Origin of the sequence: Bartonella acomydis (genome assembly GCF_039543025.1) — a bacterium.
GTDB lineage: Bacteria > Pseudomonadota > Alphaproteobacteria > Rhizobiales > Rhizobiaceae > Bartonella > Bartonella acomydis.
In genome coordinates this window covers 1-23,540 of sequence record NZ_BAABIY010000014.1, presented here as the reverse complement: position 1 = coordinate 23,540, position 23,540 = coordinate 1, and the positions used below count along the sequence as shown (strand labels likewise).

Genomic DNA, 23,540 nt, shown 5'->3' with positions numbered 1-23,540 from the left:
GTTTTTATTGAAATGATTCAATTGTATGAAGCATGTATTTATCAAGAATCTTGTCTCGTAAGAATGAGTAAAGAAAAAATGGAAATCATATCTGCATTTTTATCGTATTTTGCTTTATGAAAGAGGAAGTACAGAGGTGATTTGTAAAGCTTTGCAATAAACAATGGCTGGTAGATTGCGTGATATCGATAAAGTTATGGCATGATTGAAGAAATATTTTGAAGTAAACAGATGCATATCTTTTACTTCTTAATTTGAGAAAGTTATTTAAAACAATAAGTTGAGTATAATAAGAGAGTGTAAAAATCTCCATTTATACAGAATTTGTTATATAAAGTGGTGAAGCTGTTAAAAACAGCTCAGTAAGTAATAATGGTTTGTCTGCTAATCGCAAACGGGAACGGCGTGCCCATAACGCACCTTGTTGGCCAATGTGGATGTAATCGCGGGTTAATTTGCCACTGTTAAAGAGGTAATGTCCTAATGGGGTTGTGCCTAAATGCATCAGTACTTGGTTTTGTTCAAGGAGGGTTTCTTGTGGGATTACAGTGCGTCCCAGAAGCCAAGGTTGCTTGTCTCCCATCAGGATGACTTCTCGCAACCAGTAACGTGGGCTTTCAGGGAGATGCTCTGCTTCATCTTGCAAGTTATCTCGCGTAATAAAACATTCACGTTGTGGTTCAACATGTATATGTGCACAATGTTTTTTTAATCGAAGCGTCATTGATCCCGATTCCATGAGCCAATCACGGATGTTTTCTGGGATAGGAAAGGCTTGATCAAAGGTCCATTTTAGAGGCGGCATGATAGAATCTCTAAGATTAGACATTATTTCACTCCACATCTAAAATCGTATTTTGTATGCCATCTAAGAAGATAAAAACAAATATTTTTCATTATAATGCGGAAATACCAAGGCAGCAAGATTTTAAATGGGAAGATGTTGGTGAGAAAACAGAATGGGAGATTATTTAAAAAGCTATGATGAAAACATATTATAGATGGAAATTTAATATCTTTCATTCATAAAATTGCGAAAAGTAAAAATATCATATTTGTAAGAATTTTTTTATTTTTGTGAATATTAGATTAGAGAAAACTCTTGTTATTATTGTCAAAATTCAGGATGGCTATTTGAATTTTTTAATAAAATGGTTTTATTTATAAAATATATAGGAATTTTAGCTCTACACGAGAGAGTTTTGTAATATCATTATTATTTATGTCATAATATGCAGATGAGTTCACATTGCTGTGTTTTCTTAACAGAATGTGTTGGTAAAATACTAGTGCAGCCAGTTATTAAAAACTGTGATATTTTAGATGTGAATTGTAAAGAAACCGTGCCAATATTATACGAGAATAATGTCGTTTTTTGGTGTTATAAATAGGCTTTAGCATATTGACCACTGCGGTGAGTTGGGTTTTTGCTGTTTCTCATTTAATTATATTATGATGGTGATGCAAAAAGATTTCAGCTTAAAGCATCTAACCATCATTCCCCCCACGCTGTAACTGTTAAAGTTATTGCGGAAACATTTCGATTGTTTCATAGAGCTTCAAGAAGTGCTCTATGTTTTATGAGCGGATTTTTCGTCCTATCCATATAAGTATACAGGCACCTATAAAACCTGAAACAAGATAGCCAAACCAACCAGCAAAACTTACGCCTAAAAGGCTAAAAAGAAAACTGGCTAATGCGGCCCCAATAATTCCTAAAATAATGTTTAGAAAAACTCCCGTTTGGCTTTTCATAAAATATTGTGCGGCCCATCCTGCAAGGCCGCCGATAATAATAGCTGCAATCCAGCCGATACTTGCGTCTTCCATTCTATTCTCCTTTGCCATTGTTATTTTTAACTAGGGTAAGCTTTGTAAAGGTCAAGGTGTACTTTTTCCTCAAGGATAAGAATATTACTGGTGGAAACTTTGCTATAGTTTTCCTTTGCTGTTTTTTAACTCATGTGAATATTTCATATGTGCAATGTTATACCTCTAAAGTAACAAATGATATAATTTTCTTTATAAAACCCAAAAGTACTGGATTTAGCAATTGTTTTATGTAAATAATAGTATTTATAAAAGTATTTTTTGTGCATGAAAAGTTCATTTATTAATTTATTTCTTATAAAGATTTTTTGATATTTTGATAAAAATTAAATTTATCTAATTTAAGGAATAAAAAAGAATATAGATTCAAAAAAATTGAAAATAAGTTTGTTAATATAAGAACAGAGAAGCTTGAAAGTGAATATTTCTGTTTTATACTTTACGGAATATTGTGTCGACTGAGTTTCTCGAAATGTCCATATCATCATGGCAATTCTATAGATTTTGTGTTTTTGATGATAGGCTTTTTCTTAATTGTAAGATTGTGTAGTGGTGTATTTCTTGCAAGAGAATTTGATTTGGCTCAGATATTTGAACATTCATAATTTAATAAGCAATGGGATTTGCTTATTGTGCAAATATTTTTAAAATTCACGATTTTGTTGTTCAGTCAGATTGAGCAGGCGTGAACTTTGGAGGAGTCCTTGTGCTTCTAAAATTGGGTAGATCATTGAGGTTAAAAGGGAGTTAATTTGTTTTAGATCGCGTACTGTATCAAGATGAAGGCTGGATGACTCTATATTTTTGAGATCACCTTCACGAAGACGTTTAAAATGCTTTAAACTCATCTCTTTTTCTAAATTTCGCAGTTGATCTTTTTTCTGTACAAGTAAGTGCGCAGTGTGTGTATCATGGGAGACAAGAACATTAAATGCAATATGCGCATTAGCGAGAACAATGGAGTGGAAACGAAGAAGGTCATTCCACCCATCGCTGTTAAATTGCAACCCTTTCTGTTGTTTCTTTTTAACCAGCATAAGCATATTATGAATAATAATATCTCCTGCTTGATCTAATTTTATACAAGCTTCCAGAAGTTCTTGTGTTTGAAGGGCTTCTTCATCCGACAATTTTTGCCCAGCTAAGCGTGCAAGATAAAGTTTGATGGCGATGTGCTTTTTATCCAATATGGTGTTTAGTTGGTTAAGCTCACGGATGATGTCAGGATCAGGTTTTTCATAAAGTTCCATGATTTTTTTCAGCATGATGTCCACAAGGTCACAAATGTGGATAACTTCACGCATGACATTAGAAAGTGCTAAAGTTGGACGTTCAAGAACACTGTCATCAAGAGCTGTTTGATGAGATAAATTAAGCGTTTTATCAGTTTGCGTTTTTTTTGTACTTAAATCGACAATTTTGGTGGTCAGTTTTAAAATCCATTTCGAGAGTGGTATCCCAGCAAAGAGAATGAAAATATTGAAAATGATATGGGCGTTGATCACTTGAATAGAGGCATCATTGCCAAGCCAGGTGATGGGTGGTTGAAAGGAGAGAAAGAAGATAAGGACAAGGATTGAACCGGCTCCACGCATGAGTAAATTTCCCAAGGGAACGAGACGGGTATTAGGAGAGGCGCTGCGTGTTAAAAGTGGTGCTATAAGAGAAGAACCAAAATTCACACCAAGCACCATGATCACACAGAGTTGTGCATGGATAAGATCATAATTGGCTAAATTGATTAGCAAAATGATCCCTGCAATGGATGAATGCAAGAGATAAGTCAATGCAGCTGCTAATAAAAAACTGGAAACCGGATCGGTCGAAAGATAACGGATAATGTTGGGCAAAATCGCACTCTCACGTAAAGGTTCTGTCGCTGTGCTTATCATTTGTAAAGATAAAATTAAAAGGCCAATGCCAATAACAATACGTCCTATTTGACGCCAATCACGTTTTTCTGTTGTCATAAAGATACAAGTGCCGATTAAAAGACACAAAGGTACAACGATTGTGAGGTCATAGGAGAGAATTTTGACCACTAATGCTGATCCTAGTTCTCCTCCGCGTACAGCCATAAGACCTGCTAATCCAGAGATAAAACCAGATTCAACAAAAGAACCAACAAGCAGTGTTATTGCTGTAGAACTTTGTAAAGTCATAGCAGCAAAAAGTCCAAAACTTACAGCAAAAAAAGGTTTAGAAATGACATGGCGCATTTTGTATTTAAGCTTGTCGCCATAGGCTCGTTCAACACCTGTACGCACCATGCGTGTCGCCCAAAGAAGTAAAGAAATAGCGCCTGCAAGATGAAGGAGTACCAATGAACCATGCATGATACTTTTTTCTTTCTCTGTTGTTATAAATACGGTTGATCTCAAAGATTGATAAATTCTGTTTTATTGTTTTACTTTTCTTTCGCTTCTAATACATGACGGAAATCATAGCCGCTTGGATTTTGAAAAATCTTTAGACCAAAACTGGGAAGAATGGAGTAAAGGTGATCAAAAATATCGGATTGAATTTGTTCATATTCCAGCCAAACGGTTGTGTTGGTAAAGCAATAGATTTCTAAGGGTAAACCATTTGGTGTTGGAGGTAATTGTCGTGCCATCAGTGTCATGTTTTGTTCGATATCGAGATGTTTTCTTAGATAAGCAAAAACATAAGCACGAAAAGTTCCAATATTGGTTAAACGGCGGGTATTGGCTAATACATTGGGGTTTTTATCTAATTGCATATTCCATTCATTGATTTCTGGTATTTTTTTGGTGAAATAATTTTCTAATAAATTAAATCGAGAAAGATGTTCTTGTTCTTCTTCAGTATGAAAGCGGATACTTGATTGGTCAATGAAGAGAGAGCGTTTAATGCGTCGTCCACCGGCTTCTTCCATACCCCGCCAATTTTTAAAAGGATCCGTTACTAATTTACGGATAGGCACAGTTGTGATTGTTTTATCAAAATTTTGTACTTTAACGGTATGAAGTGCGATCTCAATAACATCACCATCTACATCAAGACTGGGAATTTCAATCCAATCGCCAACACGAACCATATCGGTAGATGAAATTTGGATACCTGCAATAAGAGACAGCAAGGTATCTTGAAAAATCAACATGAGTACGGCGGCCATTGCACCAAGACCAGATAAAAGAATAAGAGGTGAGCGGTCAATTAATGTGGCAACCATCAGAATTGCAGCTACAGTAAAAAGCGCAATTTTAGCGATTTGAATATAACCTTTTATTGGTTTTAATCGTGCTGTTGGCCGTTGTTCATAAAGAGTGTTAATAATATTCAGAAAAGAAGAAATGATGAGAACAACCATAAAAATAATGAAAGCATTTGCAACATTACCTATAATCGTGCTGAGTGTTGAAGGAAGTGTTGGGATGAAATTAATACCAATGGAAAGCGTAAAGGCAGCAATAATATCCGCTATGTAATGAATGGTGTTTTTAATATCAACGGCTGTTTCTTTAGGAAGAAAAGAAGAAAGCCGTTTTGCTCCGTGACAGAATAAGTTTCGTGCTAGCAAATTGACTAAAAACGCAATGATAATAAGAACAATGAGCCAAGAAATAGATTCTAGCAGTGGATATTGAACAAGAAATTTGATCACTTTTTCATTCTCCATTTCTAAGAAATATACGGTTAGGACTTTGAATTTTTTAACCGCTTGAAGAGGAAGTCTTGGAATTATGCTCTAAAGTCGTTAAATATGCAAAAAAGAATTTTAAACCTCTGTGAGAGATAATGCGCTTTCCGTCTGATTTCCTTGATGATCTTCGCACTAGATTACCCATTTCAACAGTTATTGGACAAAGGGTGGTATTCGATCCTCAAAAAAGTAAGCCTTCACGAGGAGATTTTTGGTGCTGTTGCCCATTTCATGGGGAAAAAACGCCAAGTTTTCATTGTGATGATCGTAAAGGTCGCTATTATTGTTTTGGTTGTGGAGTGAGTGGCGATATTTTTACTTTTCTTTGTGAGCTTGATGGATTGCACTTTTCAGAAAGTGTCGAGCGTTTGGCTGATTTTGCAGGGATAAAATTACCCCTTTTTGATCCACAAAGTCATAAACGTCAAATGGAAAAAGCTGATCTTTATGACATTATGAGAATAGCTACAGATTTTTTTCAACAGAACTTACATGATAAAGAAGGTATGCAGGCGCGTTGTTATCTTGATGCGCGTGGTGTAACCCCAAAATTCATAGAACGTTTTCGGATTGGTTTTTCCTCCATGAGGCGTACAGCTTTAAAAGAAGCTTTAAGCGCACGTGGTATTTCTGTCAAACAAATGGAGGCTTGTGGACTTCTCAAGTGGAGTGAAGATAATGCGGTTTCCTATGATCGATTTAGAAATCGTATTATGTTTCCTATCGAAGATTTACGCGGACGTGTGGTAGCTTTTGGTGGGCGTGCATTAGAGAAAGATACGCCAGCAAAATATCTCAATAGCCCAGAAACAGTGCTGTTTCATAAAGGGAATATGCTTTACAATGCAGCCGTTGCTCGTAAAAACAGTCGCTCTGTTGGTGATGACAAAGTGCGCTCTCTTCTTGTCGTTGAAGGATATATGGATGTGATTGCGCTGACTAAGGCTGGTTTTGAGGGAGCGGTAGCACCGTTAGGCACAGCATTAACGGAAGCGCAAATCGGGCTTTTATGGCAGTTGGGCTCTGAGCCCATTTTGTGTTTTGATGGCGATGAGGCTGGTTTAAAAGCTGCTTTTCGTGCAGCTGATCGCGTGTTGCCTCTTTTAAAGGCGGGGGTATCCGTACGCTTTGTTTTGTTACCACAAGGTAAAGATCCCGATGAAATTATTTCTGCTGGTGGAGCACAACTTTTTTCCACTTTTTTACAAAAGGCAATTCCATTGATTGAGCTTTTGTGGTGGCGTTCTACTTATGGAAGGAGTTTTGAAACCCCAGAGGCACGAGCAGCGCTAGAAAAACAGCTAAAACAGCAAATTTTTACCATTAAGGATGAAGATATACGCCGTTATTATTTACAGGATATAAAAAAGCGGCTTTTTGATTTTTTCTCTCCCTTTTTTTCGAAAAAAACATTCACAGGGCGTTATCATCAGTTCTCCCCAAATAGAATATTTAAAGATCAGGCTTTTCCTGCTTTGGTAAATTCTGATATAGTGCGCAATTCTTCGCAATCTATTCCTTTGCGTGAGGCAGTTATCTTATTGATTTTAGCTTATTATCCTGAATTATGGTATGAAAATTTTGAAGTTTTGGCTGAGCTGGAATTACAAAACACACAATTGGTATGTTTTCATCAATCTATGTTAGAAATTCTTGGTCATCAGCAGCTGCATGATAAAGAGACAATGGTTGCGCTCTTAGAAGAAAAAGGACAAAAAGCTTTGCTAGAGCATATGAGACAGCTTGTACAAAATATTGGTATGCGTACTGTTTTTCTTGGAGCACCTATTGAAGATGTTCGTGCTATATTAAAACAGGCTGTCTACTTGCATCTTCAGGAATACCACCTACATAAGAGACTACAAGATATTGAAGAGCAACTCGTAGAAAATCCTAAGAGTGAGGTTTTTGATCTGCTTCGTGAGGTAAAAAGTGAGATAGAGCAAATGCAAGCAACAGAAGCATTAATTGAAGGATTTGGGGGGGGCTTGGATAAAAAAATAGACGGGAATAAGCAAGATACGGTAAAATGATTCGCTTTTTTGATGCGAATCAGTCACCTAAGGCTTAGTATGAAGAAGTTATGTAAAACGGCATTTTTATAAGTTTTATAAAAAATGACGACTAAATTTTAGGAAAAGCGGGAAATTGGTTCTTACTATAGGGTATAGAGATTATCTCAGAAAGGCTGAGAGGTGTCGGGGAAACTTCTAGAGTTTTCCCGCGTTTTTGTGTGAATGAAGGGTATATATAAAATGTAGTCTTTCAAATAGTAATCTGCTCTAAGAGGAAGTATATTGTGGGGAACTGTTAGTACGTTTAAGTGAGAACACAAAAAGCTGGTCACGTGAGAGCTGTGAAGTGGTCAAGTGGAGTTACGGTATGGCAACAAAGGTTAAACAGAAAGATAATGTGGAAGTAACAAGCCAAGCGAGTTTGGATAGTCCTCTTCTTGATTTTTCTGATGATGCCATCAAGAAAATGGTTAAACTTGCCAGAAAAAATGGCTATGTGACGATGGATGAACTCAATGCAGTTCTTCCTTCCGATGAGGTTACATCTGAACAAATTGAAGATATCTTGGCGATGTTCTCTGATATGGGTATTAATGTCGTAGATGATGAAGAGGAAGTCGATTCTGAACAATATGACGAAGAAGTGATGGTGGTGGGAGGCGATTTAGTAGAGGCTTCTAGTCACGCAATTGCAACGACAACAAATAAACGTGAGCTCACAGATCGTACTGATGATCCAGTGCGTATGTATTTACGTGAGATGGGAGCTGTTGAGCTGCTTTCGCGTGAAGGTGAAATTGCTATTGCTAAGCGTATTGAGGCAGGGCGTGAAACAATGATTGCAGGACTTTGTGAGAGTCCTTTGACTTTTCAGGCACTCATTATTTGGCGTGAGGAATTAAAAGAACAGCGTATTCTTCTTCGTGAAATTATTGATCTTGAAATGACCTACGCTGGTCCAGAAGCAAAGCAAGCCCCACTTGTTGAACGAAGCGAAGTTGATAAAATAAAAGAGGACAAGATAGCAGCTACTACACGTGATATTGAGGGAATCCCCGGTGATAGAAGTATTGAAGATGATGAAGAAGACGAAGATGATGTGAATTTATCTCTTGCTGCAATGGAGAATGAGCTTTGTCCTCAAGTTATGGAAACATTGGATTTTATTGCGCAAACCTATGTAAAATTGCGAAAACTGCAAGATCAGCATGTTGAGAGCAGTTTGGCAGAACGGAAAGAGGGGGCTCTTTCACCTTCTCAAAAGAAAAAATGTATCCAATTAAAAAATGAGTTGATTCAAGCAGTAAAGTCGCTCTCTTTGAATCAAAACCGTATTGAATCTTTGGTTGAGCAGCTTTATGATATCAATAAAAGACTGATTCATAATGAAGGTAAGCTAAAACGAATCGCTAATAGTTATGGCATTGGTCATGAGGACTTTTTAAAGGAATACCAAGGTCGTGAATTGGATGCAGATTGGGTGAATTATATTGCTACTTTGCCAAGACCTGGTTGGCAAGAGTTTTCAATGCGTGAAGCGAAAGAAATCCAAAATTTGCGTAGCGAAATACAGAATCTTGCTCAAGAAACAGCTATTTCCATTAGTGAATTTCGTCGGATTGTTACACAAGTGCAAAAAGGTGAACGCGAATCAACCATTGCTAAAAAAGAAATGGTGGAAGCAAATTTGCGTCTCGTGATTTCAATTGCAAAAAAATATACTAATCGTGGCTTGCAGTTCCTTGATCTTATTCAAGAAGGCAATATTGGCTTGATGAAGGCCGTCGATAAATTTGAATATCGGCGTGGTTATAAGTTTTCAACTTATGCAACGTGGTGGATTCGTCAGGCAATTACTCGCTCAATTGCTGATCAGGCACGTACCATTCGTATTCCTGTCCATATGATTGAAACAATTAACAAAATTGTACGTACGTCGCGTCAGATCTTACATGAAATTGGACGTGAGCCCACACCAGAAGAATTGTCTAGCAAGCTTTCTATGCCTTTAGAAAAGGTACGGAAAGTTCTTAAAATTGCAAAAGAACCTATTTCACTTGAAACACCTGTTGGTGATGAGGATGATTCTCATTTGGGTGATTTTATTGAGGATAGGAATGCATTATTGCCAATTGACGCAGCTATTCAGGCGAATCTACGGGATACAACGACTCGTGTCCTTGCTTCCCTCACGCCACGTGAAGAGCGTGTACTACGGATGCGTTTTGGTATCGGAATGAATACCGATCATACATTGGAAGAAGTTGGTCAACAATTTTCAGTAACGCGGGAGCGCATTCGCCAAATTGAAGCAAAGGCACTTCGTAAATTGAAACATCCTAGTCGTTCACGCAAGTTACGTAGTTTCCTCGATTCTTAAATAGAGGAGTCTTTGTATTTTCAAAGGCGTTCTCTTTTTGATGAATGTAGATAAAAGTGCATTATATCGTTTTTTGAGATGCCCCTTTGAGAAAGGGGCAGAATAAATCAATTCATGAAAAATTTGCGATGTCTAGCGTTTTTTGTGATTTTGTTCTTTGTGCCACTGTTTATAAAAACAGCAGAGAGTGCAAGAGGATTATAGGCTGTTTTCTCAAAAAAGTGAATGATATCTAAAGTACTATTTTGCCTGTAGTATTTAATTTATTCAGAGACATGATATTTAGAATGGTTGGTGTTGTAGAAAGGTATCAACTTTTTATGATTAAGATGCTTTTTTTCGTTTCTATAGGCGATTTATATGGATGTGGAGAGTTTAAAGATTTCATTTAGGTTATGGAGTATTTTAATTTGCATATTTTGAAACATTATCTTTCTGCATATTAGCTGTTTGCTCAATAGAGTACCTTTTTTGTTGAATTTTTTTAAACTTATCTTAATGTAATGCAGAAAATTTATTTATTTTGTTTTTTGATCGTTTTTTCAAAAAGGTATGGCTGATTTTATGAGTAAAGAAACTCCTTTTTGGAAAGTAAAAAAGCTAGAAGAAATTTCACTTTTTGAGTGGGAAAGTCTCTGTGATGGGTGTGGATGCTGTTGTTTGCACAAAGTAGAAGATGATGATACGGGTGATCTGTATGCAACCAGTGTTGCTTGCCGTCTTTTAGATAGGGAAACTTGTCGGTGTCGAAATTATGTTCATCGTCAATCAATTGTTTCCAATTGTATAGCGTTAGATATTGCGACGGTTAAAACAGCCCGTTGGCTACCAGAAACTTGTGCTTATCGATTGATGAGCGAGGGAAAAGATCTGCAATGGTGGCATTGGTTGGTATCAGGAGATTGTCAGACCGTGCATCAGACACAATTTTCTGCACGTGGACAGATAGAAGTTTACGAAGATGAACTACCGTCTGAAGAAGCCTACCTTGAATATATCACTGGTCTTCTTTGTGAAGGCCAGTGATATATTGTTTTATGTAATAAGTGATGATATTATATAGCTTACTCTATAGAAAACACCACAGTAACACTGACATTATAGCTTAATTCACCCCCTGAAAAATTTGTATCTGCATAGCTTGTATCCGCTGCCCGGCTCATAAGACGTGGCATCAGGTAATGGTGATCATTATTTTCATTGATCTCAGTGATTTTTCCTAATTTTACATCTGCTGCTTGCGCTATCGTTTTCGCTTTTTCAATGGCTTCAGCAATAGCTTTTTTGCGTGCTTCTTGATAAAGTGGTTTTGTATCAGCATTGGTAAAGGTAATACCATTTACTGAATTAATGCCGAGCGCCATTGCTTGATCAAATATTTTACCAGCATTGGAAATATCACGAATGCGTACAGTTAAAGAATTTGAAACATGATAGAGTTTTTCATTGTTCTTTTTTTCGTGATGTTTATCAGGGTGAGATTGATAAATAGATAAACCCGATGTTTGTAAATCATTTGCTTTGATACCACTGTTTTTAAAGGCATTTACAATATCATTCATGGACTTATTATTTTCTGCTAATGCTTTTTGAGCAGTTTTATCGTCAGTCACAACGGAGAGATTAATAATTGCCATATCTGGTGCTGCTTGGCTTTCGCCAGTTGCGGTAACTGTAATTGTTGCGTTTTTCATTTTGCTTGCTTCGGCATATAGGGGGAGGGAACTGACGAGCAGCGCGAGTATCATCATCGCTATTTTGATGCTATAGTGATTCAACGAATGGGAAACTGTTTTTTTCATATCTATTCCTTTATATTTAACAATTTATTACTTTCTCATTTCTAGGAGTTCTTGTAAAGAAATTAGAGCATTAGAAAAAAAACCAATAGAAAAGAAAAAAGATAGGTTTATAATTTAAGGTAGGCTCTTGTATCATGGGGCGTTTTAGTTTAGAGAGGAACAACCTATGTGGGGCCTGTAGCTCAATTGGTTAGAGCCAGCGGCTCATAACCGCTTGGTTGGGGGTTCGAGTCCCTCCGGGCCCACCACTTATAAAAGAATAGGTTATGTGGCGGTTTTAGAATTAAGTGTTCTGTCGTCCTTCTGATTTGTTTTTTATTTATCCTAAATTCTTCTTTTGAGTGCTTTCTTGCAAACAACTTTTTATTTATAATTTTTGTATAGAGTCATGTTGTGCTCCCTTTATGTTTAGCCAAACATTGATAATGGTTCTGCACCTACATGAATTGATGTAAGTTATTGTGCACTTTATATTTCTCATGAAACAGAGGAAAATTGTTTCCGGTAAGTTTATTATTGCTTTTTTGCAAATGTAATATTATTTCCAATAAGCTGGGTTATCAGTTTTTTGCGTTTTCAGCTAAAATCGGAGAAATTTTTATTTTAAATTGGCTTTTCTCTGTCACTTTCATAAATAATATGATCTATTATGTTTTTTCGATCAGGTTGCATCATTATCGTTTAAGCCTGTATAAAAGAACGTCATTCATATAGATTTATATGTATTGTGTGATCAACAATGCGACATTTATTGTTTTTGGGTAAATATTTGTTATACATGGGGGGGATCATTAGGGCTTGATCCATTGTCTCTTTTTAAGTACTACCTTTTTGTTCATGAAAGATCTCTATGTCTGTATTCCAAAGGAGCTTTCAGAAAGAAGACTTCCTTTTTAGAAAATATATTGTAAAGTTGTAGGTAGCGCTGTTGTTCATAAAAGCTAGGCGTATCGCATTGTTATGTTTTTGTCTTATCGTATCGTTTAAAAAACATAGATAGTGCTATGTAAAATAAAATTGTGATGTATCTTTCACATGGAAACCAGCAATGTCTTTAGAGATATTTTTGCTTTGATTCGCTATTGGTTCGAATCATCAGATCTGCGTAACATTATTAACGTTGTTGATAAAAGTGATAATGCTAATTTTTTCGTAAAAAGGTCTGGATCTTAGAATGTTTTCTGTTTCATCATGGTACATAAACAACAGAGTTCCATCTGATTTTATAAAAGCTGTTTGTATAAAACTGCTTCCATACTGCCAATTGCAAATATTTTTTTCTAAGGTTATGGGATATGTATAAACGCTTTCGCGTTATCTAGTTTGTCTACATGGAGTATAGCTATGAAGAATGAAGAAAAATTTGATTCAGCTTTATCTGATATCATTGTAAAATGGGAGGCTTTGTCTACAGCTCAAAAGCAAGAAATATTGAAAATAGTAGAAAACTCTACAACTTCTGCTCAGTCAACAGAATGTTTAAAGCTTCAATCTTCTTTTTATCTCCAGACGAAATCAAAGCGATAAGTTTTAAATCTTCATCGGAGATGTTAAAACCAGTTATCACATATATGGCGCTAGCATTTCCGAGTGTATTAAGAATAGCCATAAGTTTATCGACAGAGGGTCTTTTTCCTCCCTTTATCATTTGTTGTACGTAGTTTTGTCCACAGCCTGCTGCTTTACTTATTTGAATCATTGTGCGTCCGTCACTTTCTATCAATTCAATTAAGCGTTGGAACCAATCTTTTTCAGTCTTTTTCATTTTTAGACCTTTACACATTTACGCTATAGCGTTAATATTGTACTGCGAATCCAGAATATATGAGATAAGGAGCATGGAAATACCTATGTGTAGCTTTTCGTTTATGAAGGATACAGAGTTGTTTTTTACTAATAACAAAATGTCTCCATACACTTTTAGATTCGAAACAATAAGAAATGATTGCTCAGTTTCATGATCGTGACGAGTAGGTGCGTATAACCATAGATGGAAATACACTTAGTGTGTTCATAAAATATTACTAATAGTATACGCGGCATCATTGTAAATCAAGATATACTCCAACATTGGCTTTTGTGAGAAATTTCTGCATTTTGTGTGTGGATATAGCGGGTTTCTATACTCTGAAGGAAAAATCATGGCTGTAGAAAATACAGATTCGTGGACATGGAGCACTGATTTCTCTTTTGTTTTAAGAGCTTAAGTTACTATCAGAGATGGTATATGGCATGTGTGTGTTAAGAGAGTTTAAAAATATCTCCAAAAGTAATCTTGGTAATTTTATACAGCATGAAGCTAAGCTTAGTAACAAAGATGATTTTGGAGAAAAATATCATATAAATGATAGCTGTTTTATCGAAAATGGGTGTGTTTTGATTGACACTATGGTTTATGAAGACATTCCTTTTTGCACGAACATTTGTGTTTATGATAGTGCGCAGATATATTGCGTATTTCCTGTTTTCAGCTTTGTTTATGTGTATAGTAATGCACAAATATATGGTTATGGGGGAGCTGTATTAGGTTGTATATTTGCAACAAAGATAAAGATTTATTTATTAGTTTGAAGGTTCATGGCAATGCATAGATTGACGGCTATTCTCGTTTTTATAACGGTATAAAGATACTCAAAAATTCTAAAATTTATGTCAATGATTTAATTTGCGTTTATACAAAGGTTTGTAAGAAAAGGAAAGTTTATGGTCATATCGAGGTTTGTAACTATGAAAATTTTTGTAATGAGAAAGAGATTTGCATAGGAAACCCTACCCTGCATGATGCAAAAAAGGTAAGCAAAACGGTGAGATGAAGGCATTTGTTGAGCTTGTCGGGTTATTTGTATTGTTTGAAATCATTTGTGATCTTGCATTTTGTGTCATTTTTTAGCGTGGTTTGATGGAGTGAATAAGGGGACCGAGCGCGATTTGTTGCACTTGGCATACAATTTTTGCATTTTTTAATGGAGGACAAAACAAAAAAAATTGGTCGATATGATCAGTTTAATGGCAATTAAAGGAAATCAAAATGAGCGTAAATGAAATTTTATTAGCAGTGGTGATTGTTGTTTTGCTTTTTAGTGGAGTCATGTTTCGGTTTGCTCTTTATTATCGTGACAAAGTTAACGTTCTTAAAGAACAAGTACGAAAAATAAAGCATGAATTTTTAAGAGATTCTATAAAGGTGACTGAAGAGCGAGATAGATCTATTAAAGAGCAAAGTATGGTGATTAAAAGACGCGATCAAGCAATTGAAAAACTGAAAAAACAAGTGAAGCAATGCGAGGAAGTTATAAAACAATATCAGGAAGCAATGAAGTCTGAAGATGATACGAAAAAGTGATTGTGTTTATTTTTTTGCATTGGAGTTGTCTATGAAAGAGTTTGAAAGTGTGAAGAAAGTAATGCAAGAGGTTAGGGATAGTGAGAAAGAGATAAATCTTTATTATAAACGCGGATGTTTATTTGCTGATAGGGTTATGTTTTTTTCTATTATTCAAGTTTATAGATATGTTAAGATGATTAAAAATTTATATGGTTCCACAACTTTTTAGCAAGCACGGAATCTGCCAGAAGCTTTATTTCATTTTTCTATATTAAAGATCACATAAAAACTTTTCTCTTGAGGGAAGAGCAGTTGCTTTGCTTTCCCTCATAAAAGTACAATGTAAGGCTCTAAATAACCAAATAATTTTTGATAATTAAAGAACGTTAGGATTGTAGTTCTTTAATAAGAGCCTTATGCGTAATCTCTTTTATCTGCTCAATATTTATCAGGATATCTTGTTTTGTTGGATACCCCTTGCTAGAGAAAGCAATTTTTTGTTCATCGCCTGAGATTAAACGCCAGTACCATTGATTATGAACACCTTGAAACACCTCAAAATACATGTTTCTCACCTTATAAAATAGCCAATAATTTTCAGGATGAAATTCAAACACTCTGACTATGGATTTAAGGTATGTCTCTATAGTAAGTAGTCAATGTATTCCCCTTCAATTTTTTGTTTTAAACAAAATTTCTATGAGGGTTTTATATTTGTAACAGAAAAATATTTATTGTCAATAAGTTATAAATAGGTATTTTATACTATAAAAATTATTTTTTAAATTCTCATGAAATTATTACTCTATTTAGAGTAGAAAAAATTTCTTTTCATTATTATTAAGTTATTCTTTTTGCTTCTTCTACTATAAAAATATAACGCACTAAACTTTATCAGCATGGAAAAGTAAGAAAATTTCTTTCCGTGCTGATAAAGTTTATCTATACTTGTTGTTTCTTGTAACAAAAATGCTTATTGATTGGCTATAATTTCTTTTTGTGATACGCTTCGAATAAGTAGATCAATGAACAAGCTAAGGGTGTAAGAATTAGCCATTTTCGCTTTCATATCAATGAGAGAACTTGCAGATTTTGGATTCAGACCATTCGATATACCTTGTTTTGACAAGTAATGCTGCAATTTCTCGTAAGATCTATCAATCTTTTCTTGATTTGGGTTTTCACTACAATCATTGTTGGCAAGAATTTCTTCAAGTCCCTCGATTTTTTTTATAAAATAGTTCCAATCAAAGTCACCTTTCGCATACTCGGTGTCAAACATTTTTCCTTGTCCGGTCAAAAGCCAATTAATATTGACACCATATAACGTGCGGTATGTTTGTAAAACACTAAGGTTGGGTTCTCTTTCTCCACGTTCATAAAAAGCGATAGAGTTTTTTGTCATACTAAAGCTTTTAGCTAAAGTTTCACGCGATGGGTCTCCTAAAGCAAGACGTACATAACGTAAACGTTTGCCAAATATAGTTTTCGATTCAGTTTCAGGACGTGCCACGAATTATCTCCCTCGGTAAATCATCATGGTATAGTTTAAACCAATAAAGGCACACTATGTATTAATAACTCATGATGTAATGTCAATATTTATAGCTTTATTTTTCTTTATTTTTTTAATTTTAGTGGATAGAAAGCGGTTTTTGAATAGTTATGCTGCATCTTATCTAGGACTTTTGCTTATATTTTTAGCAAAATAATAGAATTACTGATTCTTTATCTTGTTTTTTCTAGAGGGAATTCCATATAAGGCAGCCGTGTGGATTCTCTCTATTTTAAGAGATACAATCCTTTGGTTTTTGATACAGGTAGATTAAAGAAATAAATTTTGAGGAATGATCATGGCCTTATTAGGCTATTTTAAATGGACCTTTTTTTTCACAATTGTTGGTATCTTTGTGGGAGGTACTCTTGGTTGGTTAGAAACGGGGAGTGTTACTGGTGTTCTGAAGTATTTTTTTATTTGCTGTGTTCTTGGTATTTTAGAAATTTCTTTATCTTTTGATAACTCCATTATAAATGCCCGTGTTCTTGGAACAATGGATCCGTTATGGCGCCGACGTTTTTTAGTATGGGGTATTTTGGTAGCCGTGTTTGGAATGCGGATTATTTTTCCGCTACTAGTGGTTGCTGTTGCTGTCGGGATTAATCCAATTGCGGCCGTAAAATTAGCAGTATGGGAACCACATCGCTATGCGGCAATCTTAACAGATGCGCATGTGGGAATTGCGGCTTTTGGAGGAACTTTCCTCATGATGGTCGGTTTAAAATATTTTTTTAACTCTGAAAAAGAGGTGCATTGGCTTGCTTTTATAGAAAGACCTGCCCAAAAATTTGGAACGCTTGTTGGTGTCGATATTGCAATCATTTTGGCTTTGATATTATTTTTTTCAACACAACTTGCCACAGAAGATAGAATGACTTTTGTATTTGCTGCTCTTTATGGACTTTTGACATTTATAGGGGTTGAAGCTGTCAGTTCGCTTTTGGACGCTCCAAAAACAACTCTTGCATCCGTTGCCAAAGGAGGAGCAGGAGCTTTTCTTTATCTAGAGATTCTAGATGCGAGTTTTTCTTTTGATGGGGTTGTTGGTGCTTTTGCTTTTTCTCACAATCTTTTTATTATCGCAATTGGTCTTGGTATTGGTGCGTTTTATGTTCGTTCTATGACGATTATGTTGGTCGAATCAGGGATATTGTTGTATTATCGTTATTTGGAGCATGGCGCTTTTTATGCGATTTTGGTACTCGCGGTGATTATGTATTTGCAAACTGTTATAGCGATTCCTGAAGTTTTAACTGGATTGGTGGGGATTTGTATTATTGGGATGGCGTTTTATTCTTCTCTTCGTTTTAAGCATCATCATTTCAATAAAGAGGTTGACGCAAAATAAATTAAGAATTTTTTGTGTGTAGCAATAGTAAAAAGGATAAGAGATTTTAAGAGACCATTAAGAGTTCTATATCCGCTTCATTCATAAGTTTAAGCATGGTGTTGAGAGAGCCATTGAGATCAATACCAGCGCAGGCGTTTAATGAAACGCTGACTTTAAAGCCGCATTGTATGGCATGAAGAGCAGAAAATCCTACACAAAAATCCATTGCCAAGCCACACATAGAAAGTTTTGTAAAACCATGTTCTTTGAGGTAAACTTGTAAGCCTGTTGGTGTTTTTTGGTCATTTTCCAAAAAAGCGGAATAGCTATCCATTTTTGGATTATAACCTTTTCGAAGAATGAGTTGTGCTTTATCAATTTTGAGAGATGCATGAAAGTTTGCTCCCTCTGTTCCTTGTATGCAGTGATCGGGCCAAACTATTTGAGGTCCATAGTCAAGATTAACGGTATCATAGGGTTTTTTATTGGTATAAGAAGAAGCAAAACTACAATGGTTTCTCGGATGCCAGTCTTGGGTTAAAATAACATGCTCAAAACGGTCTATGAGATTATTGACAGCTGGTAAAATAATATTGCCTTGTGGTACTGCAAGTGCTCCACCTGGTAAAAAGTCATTTTGAACATCAATGACGATTAAGGCCTTTTTTTCCATAAATATATTCCTGTAGGAGATATAACTTTTGTGGTACTTTTAAGAGATCATATTTTATTTTGAAGTTTTAAGATAATTTCGTGGATATTGGCATTATTTTTATAATTATCAAGCCAAAAAAGAGGAATAGAGAGGCTTTTACAATTCATTTTATAGCCTTTTACGAATTGTAGCCATTTTCCAATGGGGAGTGCACTGTAGTGACTCATCGCTACATGTTGGTGTAAAGCTTTCATGATCATCAGACTTGGAACATCAGATCCCATAAGGCGGCGATCATTTTGTAAACGCAGCTTGAGCCATACCAAGGCAAGGGGAGACACCCATTGTTTTCCATAACATAAAATTGATGAAAAAAGGGAGGGGTTTTGTACTGCGTAATGTAAAGCCCATAAGGTAAAAAAAGAGGGAGCATAGAGAATTGGTTTTTGGGGGGGGACTATATTGCATTGATATGTTGGTTTAATACGGTAAAAACACAATGTTGTATCTGGTATAGAAAAGACAGTTGATGTGTGATGACACGTTTCAGGTACAGCTAAAAAAATTTGCTCTTTGCTCTTCGAAGGAATGTTTTTTTGCATTTAAAATCGTTGTAGGGCTTGTGAGATTAAAAAAAATGTATCAATATAAAGTGAAAAGTTTTGATACAATGCAAGCACTCTTTGACTGCACAGCTTAAGAAAAGCGAAAGCAATTTTCAAAGTCCTAACCTTTAATACCACACAATATAAAGAGAAATTTATGGCACGTCAATTTATCTATCACATGGCTGGGCTTAACAAAGCTTATGGCAATAAAAAAATTTTAGAAAATATTCATTTATCTTTTTATCCAGATGCAAAGATTGGTATTTTAGGACCAAATGGTGCTGGTAAATCAACTATTTTACGTATTATGGCTGGGCTTGATAAGGAATATACGGGAGAAGCATGGCTTTCTGAGGGGGCGCGTTGTGGTTATTTGCCGCAAGAACCTTTTCTTGATACAAGCAAAGATGTGTGTGGCAATGTGATGGAAGGGGTTGCAGATAAGCAGGCAATTATCGAACGTTATAATGAATTGATGATGAATTATAGTGAAGAAACGGCAGATGAAAGTGCTCGGCTTCAAGATATTATCGATAGCCAGAATTTGTGGGATTTAGAAAGTCAAGTGGAAATGGCTATGGCTGCTCTTGGGTGCCCCCCTGCCAATGAGAGTGTGGTAAAGCTTTCAGGGGGTGAGAAGCGGCGTGTTGCGCTTTGTAAATTGCTGTTGTCGAAACCTGATTTGTTGCTTTTGGATGAACCAACAAACCATTTGGATGCAGAAACGACAGCTTGGCTTGAAAGGCATCTGCGTGAATATCCTGGTGCGGTGCTTTTGGTAACGCATGATCGTTATTTTCTCGATAATGTAACTGGTTGGATTTTAGAAGTCGATCGCGGTAAAGGCATTCCTTATGAAGGAAATTATTCTGCTTATTTGGCGGCAAAAGCCAAACGTTTGGCGCAGGAAAGTCGTGAAGAGGCAGCACGTCAGCGTGCATTATCCCGCGAGCAAGAGTGGATAGCGGCGAGCCCAAAAGGACGTCAAGCAAAATCGAAAGCTCGAATTAAAGCCTATGATGAGTTAGTCCAAGTTGCACGTGAGCGCCGTCCTGGAGAGGCACAAATCATTATTCCTATTGGAGAAAGATTGGGGCAGGTCGTGATTGAAGTTCATAATCTCTCTAAAGCATATGGTGAGCGTGTCTTAATTGATAATCTCTCTTTTAAGCTTCCAGCTGGTGGTATTGTGGGAGTTATTGGTGCCAATGGTATGGGAAAGACTACTTTGTTTAAAATGTTGACGGGGCAGGAACAACCAGATTCGGGACAAATTCGTATCGGAGAAACAGTGCATATGAGTTACGTTGATCAAAGTCGTGATGCATTGGCGGGTGATAAAACCATTTGGGAAGAGATTTCTGGTGGAAATGACATTATTAAATTAGGCAAATATGAGATGAATAGCCGCGCTTATTGCGGTGCTTTTAATTTCAAGGGCATAGATCAACAGCAAAAGGTGGCAAATTTATCCGGAGGGCAGCGTAATCGCGTCCATTTGGCTAAACTTTTAAAAGAGGGAGGCAACGTTCTTCTTCTTGATGAACCAACGAATGATCTTGATACTGAAACATTAGCGGCATTGGAAGATGCATTAGAAAATTTTGCTGGTTGTGCGGTGATTATATCACACGATCGTATGTTTCTTGATAGATTGGCAACGCACATTTTGGCCTTTGAAGGTGATGGCCATGTGGAATGGTTTGAAGGGAATTTTGCTGAATATGAGGCTGATAAGATCCGCCGTTTTGGTGCAGAAACTCTCAATCTTAAGCGTGTCAACTATAAGCCGCTTACACGCTAGCATTTTTTATTTTTTGTATTTGGTTGTAAAAAATGGTGATGTTGGTTGGTTTTGCTTTTGCCATTGCTCATGTTGCCGATCGTTTTCGCATTGAGATGTTTATAAGGGCGTCTTTACGTCTTTTAAAAATAATCAATTCACATATGAACAAGCATTTAGCAAGTTATCAAGGGGTGGCGCATCATATGCAACAGGTGCTAAAGTGGGATCAGTTTTGTTTGTTAATGATAATAAGGCTACTAATGCAGCATTTGCTCTCGCATTTGTTGCTTTTCATGATATTTTGGCTTGTTGGGGGACAGGTAAAGGAATTTTGTCATATTCGATGGGCTCATTCTAGTTGAAAATGATCAATTATCATGATTAAGGAATGTTTTGTTTTTAGCAATGTATGCTGTGGTGTGAGTTTTTTTATTCATTGCATTTAAGATAGAAATAACGTGGAATTCTGATTATCTTCTTTACGGAGTGAGGCTATCATATTTGATATGCTGTAACATGTATCAACATTTTTTACCCATTAAGTTACAATAGAGCGTTATAAGTTTTCATATGTGGTTTTGCGATTGGGGAAATAGTGGGGGGAAAAGCCACTCATTTTGTATAAATCTCTCATTTTTATATTATTAGCAAACAATATGAATAACAGTTATGCAACTCTATACCTTCTGTTTGATTTTCTATTATTCAAAATAAACGTTTATCTAAGTTACGGAGAATTGATGAAGAAAATAGAAAATTTGGATGCAATGATTGGATTGCTGAAAATGATGGCAGAAGTGAATCGTTTGCGTATTTTGGCACTTTTGTGTCGTGAAGATTTAAAATCTCCGATCTTAGTTTTATTCTTGAGCAGTCGCAATCGCATGTTTTGTGGCATTTACATTTATTGTGTGAGGTAGGGTCGATTATATGTTATCAGAAGGGCGATGAGAGTTATTTTAAGTTTTGTCATAGTTTTGGGGCAAAGACATTGTGATGGCTGTTATTGCCACTTTACCAAAGCATGAGGCTATATTGGCGTATGATTTAAAACGTTTGATGTATGTTAAAAAATGGAGCTCCAAAATGGGGAGGAAGTTTTTTTTACGAAATGCAGCGCAGAGGGAGGCATTTCGGTTATCCTATATTGCAGATCATGTTGTGGAAAGTGCTTTACTTAAAATCATTGGCGATAAGCCATTTGAGACGATGCTAAGTATTGGTATAAATACTGCTTCTGTCTTAAAATTGTTTTCCGGTCTTTATAGGTGTTCCGTTGAAGTTATGCTTGAGAGTGATGTTTTGCAGCTCTCTGTTGGAGAGGAAACTTTTGATTTGGTTCTTTGTTCATTGCGCTTTTCATTTTCTTGAGAGTCCTGAGATGGCTTTGCATGAGGTGGTGCGTGTTTTACGTCCTCAGGGGCGTTTACTGATTGTGGATTTTGTTACACCTGATGTTGATACTGCACGTGTCTGCCACACTTATGTGCACTTTGGATTTTTAGGCTCACAGATGGAAAAATGGATTAAAAATGTAGGGCTCATTTTAGAACAAAAGCTTTATCTTACTCCTATAAAAAATGAAAATAATGAGAGGCAAATGGTTGCAGTTTGGCTTGCACGTGATCCACGTATCCTTATAGATGATATTAACGATAAGGAAGTCGATTTTGCATAATCCTATTTTGTGAATCTGCTCTATTCTCTGATTTTTTAAATGAAAAGCAGTAGAAGTGTCATTTGAGCCTAATCTTTAAAAAGTTATTGTTTTTTACATGCACATTGTATTTTTTTCGTGAGCTGTTGCAGGTACTTTAATAGGTTGGTGTGTAAGCTGTATTACTAAAACTCCTATAGAGATGAGGCTGTTAGGATTATTATGAGGGGTTTGATATAGTCTTTTGTGTCATTTTGTAAGGAAACTAAACTCAGTATTAAGAGGGTAAATTATCTTTATTGACCATTATTTTTTACAATAATATATTGAATTTTCTGATTGTGAAAGAATTTATCACAATCTTAGATAATGATCAATTATTCGATATAAAAGGCGTTTAGAGCTTTGATTTTTTTATGTAATTTTATCGGCTAAAGCGCTTATATTTTGCTTGTTATGATGAAAGTTATTGAATAGGTATTTGCTGTTTTTATATGCCTTGTCTTTATCTTTAAATGATATTCAAGCAAATCACTTATGCTTTTAAATTTTATGGTTATTAAAGTTTCTGAAAAATGACTATGAAATTATAATGTTGTTAGATCATTATTGATTCTCTTTGAAATAAAATTGCTTCAAATTGGATCATTTTGAATATTTTTTGCCTAAATTTTTCCATTTTTAAACGATTTATAATTTTTTTGTGTTTTTTTGCGTGGAAGTTGATAAGAATTTCTTGTTGTTTAGAACATTTTATTCTATAGCAGAGATATTGCATTGGCTATCTTAGTGGTTGATGCGAGAAGACGATCGGGGAACCTCCTCCCCCCCCCCCCGCGTGGATCCCTTAGATTGTCTGGCTTGGCTGAGGATTTCCTCAGCCAAGCTTTTGCGAGTATAGTATTTTATGATGTGTAAGGTTAGGGTGTG

General features: G+C 35.9%; 18 protein-coding genes, 1 tRNA gene and 2 pseudogenes. 11 read left to right on the top strand and 10 right to left on the bottom strand.

Going from position 1 to position 23,540, the window contains the following annotated elements; translation table 11 throughout:
• Positions 1 to 313: 313 nt before the first annotated feature.
• The 4 genes from ubiC to ABD909_RS03680 form a co-directional block, all read right to left on the bottom strand.
• Complete coding sequence (gene ubiC / locus ABD909_RS03695; protein ID WP_345096614.1) at positions 314 to 829, bottom strand: chorismate lyase; 516 nt, start codon at positions 827 to 829, stop codon at positions 314 to 316.
• A gap of 749 nt (positions 830 to 1,578) precedes the next feature.
• Positions 1,579 to 1,830 carry a GlsB/YeaQ/YmgE family stress response membrane protein gene (locus tag ABD909_RS03690; RefSeq protein WP_345096613.1) on the bottom strand — a complete coding sequence of 84 codons (252 nt, stop codon included), beginning with the start codon at positions 1,828 to 1,830 and terminating at the stop codon, positions 1,579 to 1,581.
• A 644-nt stretch (positions 1,831 to 2,474) separates the two neighbouring features.
• Entirely contained in the window at positions 2,475 to 4,166 is a 1,692-nt protein-coding gene (locus ABD909_RS03685) for a Na/Pi cotransporter family protein (protein WP_345096612.1), read from the bottom strand.
• 71 nt (positions 4,167 to 4,237) lie between these two features.
• Positions 4,238 to 5,455: a mechanosensitive ion channel family protein gene (locus ABD909_RS03680; RefSeq protein WP_345096611.1), complete on the bottom strand. Its 1,218-nt coding sequence runs from the start codon at positions 5,453 to 5,455 to the stop codon at positions 4,238 to 4,240.
• Between the two features lie 134 nt (positions 5,456 to 5,589).
• On the opposite strand from ABD909_RS03680, the gene dnaG reads away from it, so the two are divergent.
• The 3 genes from dnaG (at position 5,590) to ABD909_RS03665 (ending at position 10,915) form a co-directional block, all read left to right on the top strand.
• Positions 5,590 to 7,527 carry a DNA primase gene (gene dnaG / locus ABD909_RS03675; RefSeq protein WP_345096610.1) on the top strand — a complete coding sequence of 646 codons (1,938 nt, stop codon included), beginning with the start codon at positions 5,590 to 5,592 and terminating at the stop codon, positions 7,525 to 7,527.
• Between the two features lie 349 nt (positions 7,528 to 7,876).
• The gene (rpoD, locus tag ABD909_RS03670) at positions 7,877 to 9,889 is read left to right on the top strand and encodes an RNA polymerase sigma factor RpoD (protein ID WP_345096609.1); all 2,013 of its coding nucleotides are present in this window, start codon (positions 7,877 to 7,879) and stop codon (positions 9,887 to 9,889) included.
• A 564-nt stretch (positions 9,890 to 10,453) separates the two neighbouring features.
• A complete protein-coding gene (locus ABD909_RS03665; protein WP_345096608.1) occupies positions 10,454 to 10,915 on the top strand; it encodes a YcgN family cysteine cluster protein in 462 nt (153 codons plus the stop codon).
• Between the two features lie 38 nt (positions 10,916 to 10,953).
• Here the strand turns inward: ABD909_RS03665 and ABD909_RS03660 are convergent, their stop codons facing one another.
• Positions 10,954 to 11,691, bottom strand: coding sequence for an SIMPL domain-containing protein (locus ABD909_RS03660; protein ID WP_345096607.1), 738 nt, complete (start codon positions 11,689 to 11,691; stop codon positions 10,954 to 10,956).
• Positions 11,692 to 11,862: 171 nt separating this feature from the next.
• On the opposite strand from ABD909_RS03660, the gene ABD909_RS03655 reads away from it, so the two are divergent.
• Positions 11,863 to 11,939: transfer RNA gene (locus tag ABD909_RS03655), tRNA-Ile, on the top strand.
• 1,096 nt (positions 11,940 to 13,035) lie between these two features.
• On the top strand, positions 13,036 to 13,218 hold the full coding sequence (locus ABD909_RS03650) for a hypothetical protein (RefSeq protein ID WP_345096606.1): 183 nt from the start codon (positions 13,036 to 13,038) through the stop codon (positions 13,216 to 13,218).
• On the opposite strand, the gene ABD909_RS03645 is transcribed toward ABD909_RS03650, so the two are convergent.
• Positions 13,142 to 13,456 carry a helix-turn-helix domain-containing protein gene (locus ABD909_RS03645; RefSeq protein ID WP_345096605.1) on the bottom strand — a complete coding sequence of 105 codons (315 nt, stop codon included), beginning with the start codon at positions 13,454 to 13,456 and terminating at the stop codon, positions 13,142 to 13,144. The genes ABD909_RS03650 and ABD909_RS03645 overlap by 77 nt on opposite strands.
• A gap of 473 nt (positions 13,457 to 13,929) precedes the next feature.
• Here ABD909_RS03645 and ABD909_RS03640 point away from each other — a divergent pair, with 473 nt between their 5' ends.
• Together ABD909_RS03640 and ABD909_RS03635 are read left to right on the top strand one after the other, a co-directional pair.
• Positions 13,930 to 14,262 carry a hypothetical protein gene (locus tag ABD909_RS03640; RefSeq protein WP_345096604.1) on the top strand — a complete coding sequence of 111 codons (333 nt, stop codon included), beginning with the start codon at positions 13,930 to 13,932 and terminating at the stop codon, positions 14,260 to 14,262.
• 457 nt (positions 14,263 to 14,719) lie between these two features.
• The gene (locus ABD909_RS03635) at positions 14,720 to 15,034 is read left to right on the top strand and encodes a hypothetical protein (RefSeq protein WP_345096603.1); all 315 of its coding nucleotides are present in this window, start codon (positions 14,720 to 14,722) and stop codon (positions 15,032 to 15,034) included.
• A 368-nt stretch (positions 15,035 to 15,402) separates the two neighbouring features.
• On the opposite strand, the gene ABD909_RS03630 is transcribed toward ABD909_RS03635, so the two are convergent.
• Both ABD909_RS03630 and ABD909_RS03625 read right to left on the bottom strand, forming a co-directional pair.
• Entirely contained in the window at positions 15,403 to 15,582 is a 180-nt protein-coding gene (locus ABD909_RS03630; protein ID WP_345096602.1) for a YegP family protein, read from the bottom strand.
• 407 nt (positions 15,583 to 15,989) lie between these two features.
• The gene (locus ABD909_RS03625) at positions 15,990 to 16,529 is read right to left on the bottom strand and encodes a helix-turn-helix domain-containing protein (protein WP_345096601.1); all 540 of its coding nucleotides are present in this window, start codon (positions 16,527 to 16,529) and stop codon (positions 15,990 to 15,992) included.
• Positions 16,530 to 16,869: 340 nt separating this feature from the next.
• Between ABD909_RS03625 and ABD909_RS03620 the strand changes: the two genes are divergently transcribed.
• On the top strand, positions 16,870 to 17,922 hold the full coding sequence (locus ABD909_RS03620; protein WP_345096600.1) for a DUF475 domain-containing protein: 1,053 nt from the start codon (positions 16,870 to 16,872) through the stop codon (positions 17,920 to 17,922).
• 46 nt (positions 17,923 to 17,968) lie between these two features.
• Here the strand turns inward: ABD909_RS03620 and pncA are convergent, their stop codons facing one another.
• Together pncA and ABD909_RS03610 are read right to left on the bottom strand one after the other, a co-directional pair.
• On the bottom strand, positions 17,969 to 18,577 hold the full coding sequence (pncA, locus tag ABD909_RS03615; RefSeq protein ID WP_345096599.1) for a bifunctional nicotinamidase/pyrazinamidase: 609 nt from the start codon (positions 18,575 to 18,577) through the stop codon (positions 17,969 to 17,971).
• 47 nt (positions 18,578 to 18,624) lie between these two features.
• On the bottom strand, positions 18,625 to 19,161 hold the full coding sequence (locus tag ABD909_RS03610) for a hypothetical protein (protein WP_345096598.1): 537 nt from the start codon (positions 19,159 to 19,161) through the stop codon (positions 18,625 to 18,627).
• Between the two features lie 160 nt (positions 19,162 to 19,321).
• On the opposite strand from ABD909_RS03610, the gene ettA reads away from it, so the two are divergent.
• From ettA to ABD909_RS03595, 3 genes and pseudogenes are all read left to right on the top strand, one after another.
• Positions 19,322 to 20,971 (top strand): energy-dependent translational throttle protein EttA, encoded by a 1,650-nt coding sequence (ettA, locus tag ABD909_RS03605; RefSeq protein WP_345096597.1) that lies wholly within the window; start codon positions 19,322 to 19,324, stop codon positions 20,969 to 20,971.
• A 107-nt stretch (positions 20,972 to 21,078) separates the two neighbouring features.
• Positions 21,079 to 21,282, top strand: a pseudogene (murD, locus tag ABD909_RS03600) (UDP-N-acetylmuramoyl-L-alanine--D-glutamate ligase); the annotation flags it as partial.
• Positions 21,283 to 21,693: 411 nt separating this feature from the next.
• Positions 21,694 to 22,631 (top strand): annotated as a pseudogene (locus tag ABD909_RS03595) (methyltransferase domain-containing protein).
• The last annotated feature ends 909 nt before the right edge of the window (positions 22,632 to 23,540 follow it).

Coding starts and splice junctions, on each gene's coding strand:
- ABD909_RS03665 (WP_345096608.1), top strand. CDS start 10,454: ATGAGTAAAGAAACTCCTTTTTGGAAAGTAAAAAAGCTAGAAGAAATT.
- ABD909_RS03610 (WP_345096598.1), bottom strand. CDS start 19,161: ATGCAAAAAAACATTCCTTCGAAGAGCAAAGAGCAAATTTTTTTAGCT.
- ABD909_RS03690 (WP_345096613.1), bottom strand. CDS start 1,830: ATGGAAGACGCAAGTATCGGCTGGATTGCAGCTATTATTATCGGCGGC.
- ABD909_RS03685 (WP_345096612.1), bottom strand. CDS start 4,166: ATGCATGGTTCATTGGTACTCCTTCATCTTGCAGGCGCTATTTCTTTA.
- ABD909_RS03645 (WP_345096605.1), bottom strand. CDS start 13,456: ATGAAAAAGACTGAAAAAGATTGGTTCCAACGCTTAATTGAATTGATA.
- ABD909_RS03635 (WP_345096603.1), top strand. CDS start 14,720: ATGAGCGTAAATGAAATTTTATTAGCAGTGGTGATTGTTGTTTTGCTT.
- ABD909_RS03650 (WP_345096606.1), top strand. CDS start 13,036: ATGAAGAATGAAGAAAAATTTGATTCAGCTTTATCTGATATCATTGTA.
- ABD909_RS03660 (WP_345096607.1), bottom strand. CDS start 11,691: ATGAAAAAAACAGTTTCCCATTCGTTGAATCACTATAGCATCAAAATA.
- ubiC (WP_345096614.1), bottom strand. CDS start 829: ATGTCTAATCTTAGAGATTCTATCATGCCGCCTCTAAAATGGACCTTT.
- dnaG (WP_345096610.1), top strand. CDS start 5,590: ATGCGCTTTCCGTCTGATTTCCTTGATGATCTTCGCACTAGATTACCC.
- rpoD (WP_345096609.1), top strand. CDS start 7,877: ATGGCAACAAAGGTTAAACAGAAAGATAATGTGGAAGTAACAAGCCAA.
- ABD909_RS03630 (WP_345096602.1), bottom strand. CDS start 15,582: ATGTATTTTGAGGTGTTTCAAGGTGTTCATAATCAATGGTACTGGCGT.
- pncA (WP_345096599.1), bottom strand. CDS start 18,577: ATGGAAAAAAAGGCCTTAATCGTCATTGATGTTCAAAATGACTTTTTA.
- ettA (WP_345096597.1), top strand. CDS start 19,322: ATGGCACGTCAATTTATCTATCACATGGCTGGGCTTAACAAAGCTTAT.
- ABD909_RS03620 (WP_345096600.1), top strand. CDS start 16,870: ATGGCCTTATTAGGCTATTTTAAATGGACCTTTTTTTTCACAATTGTT.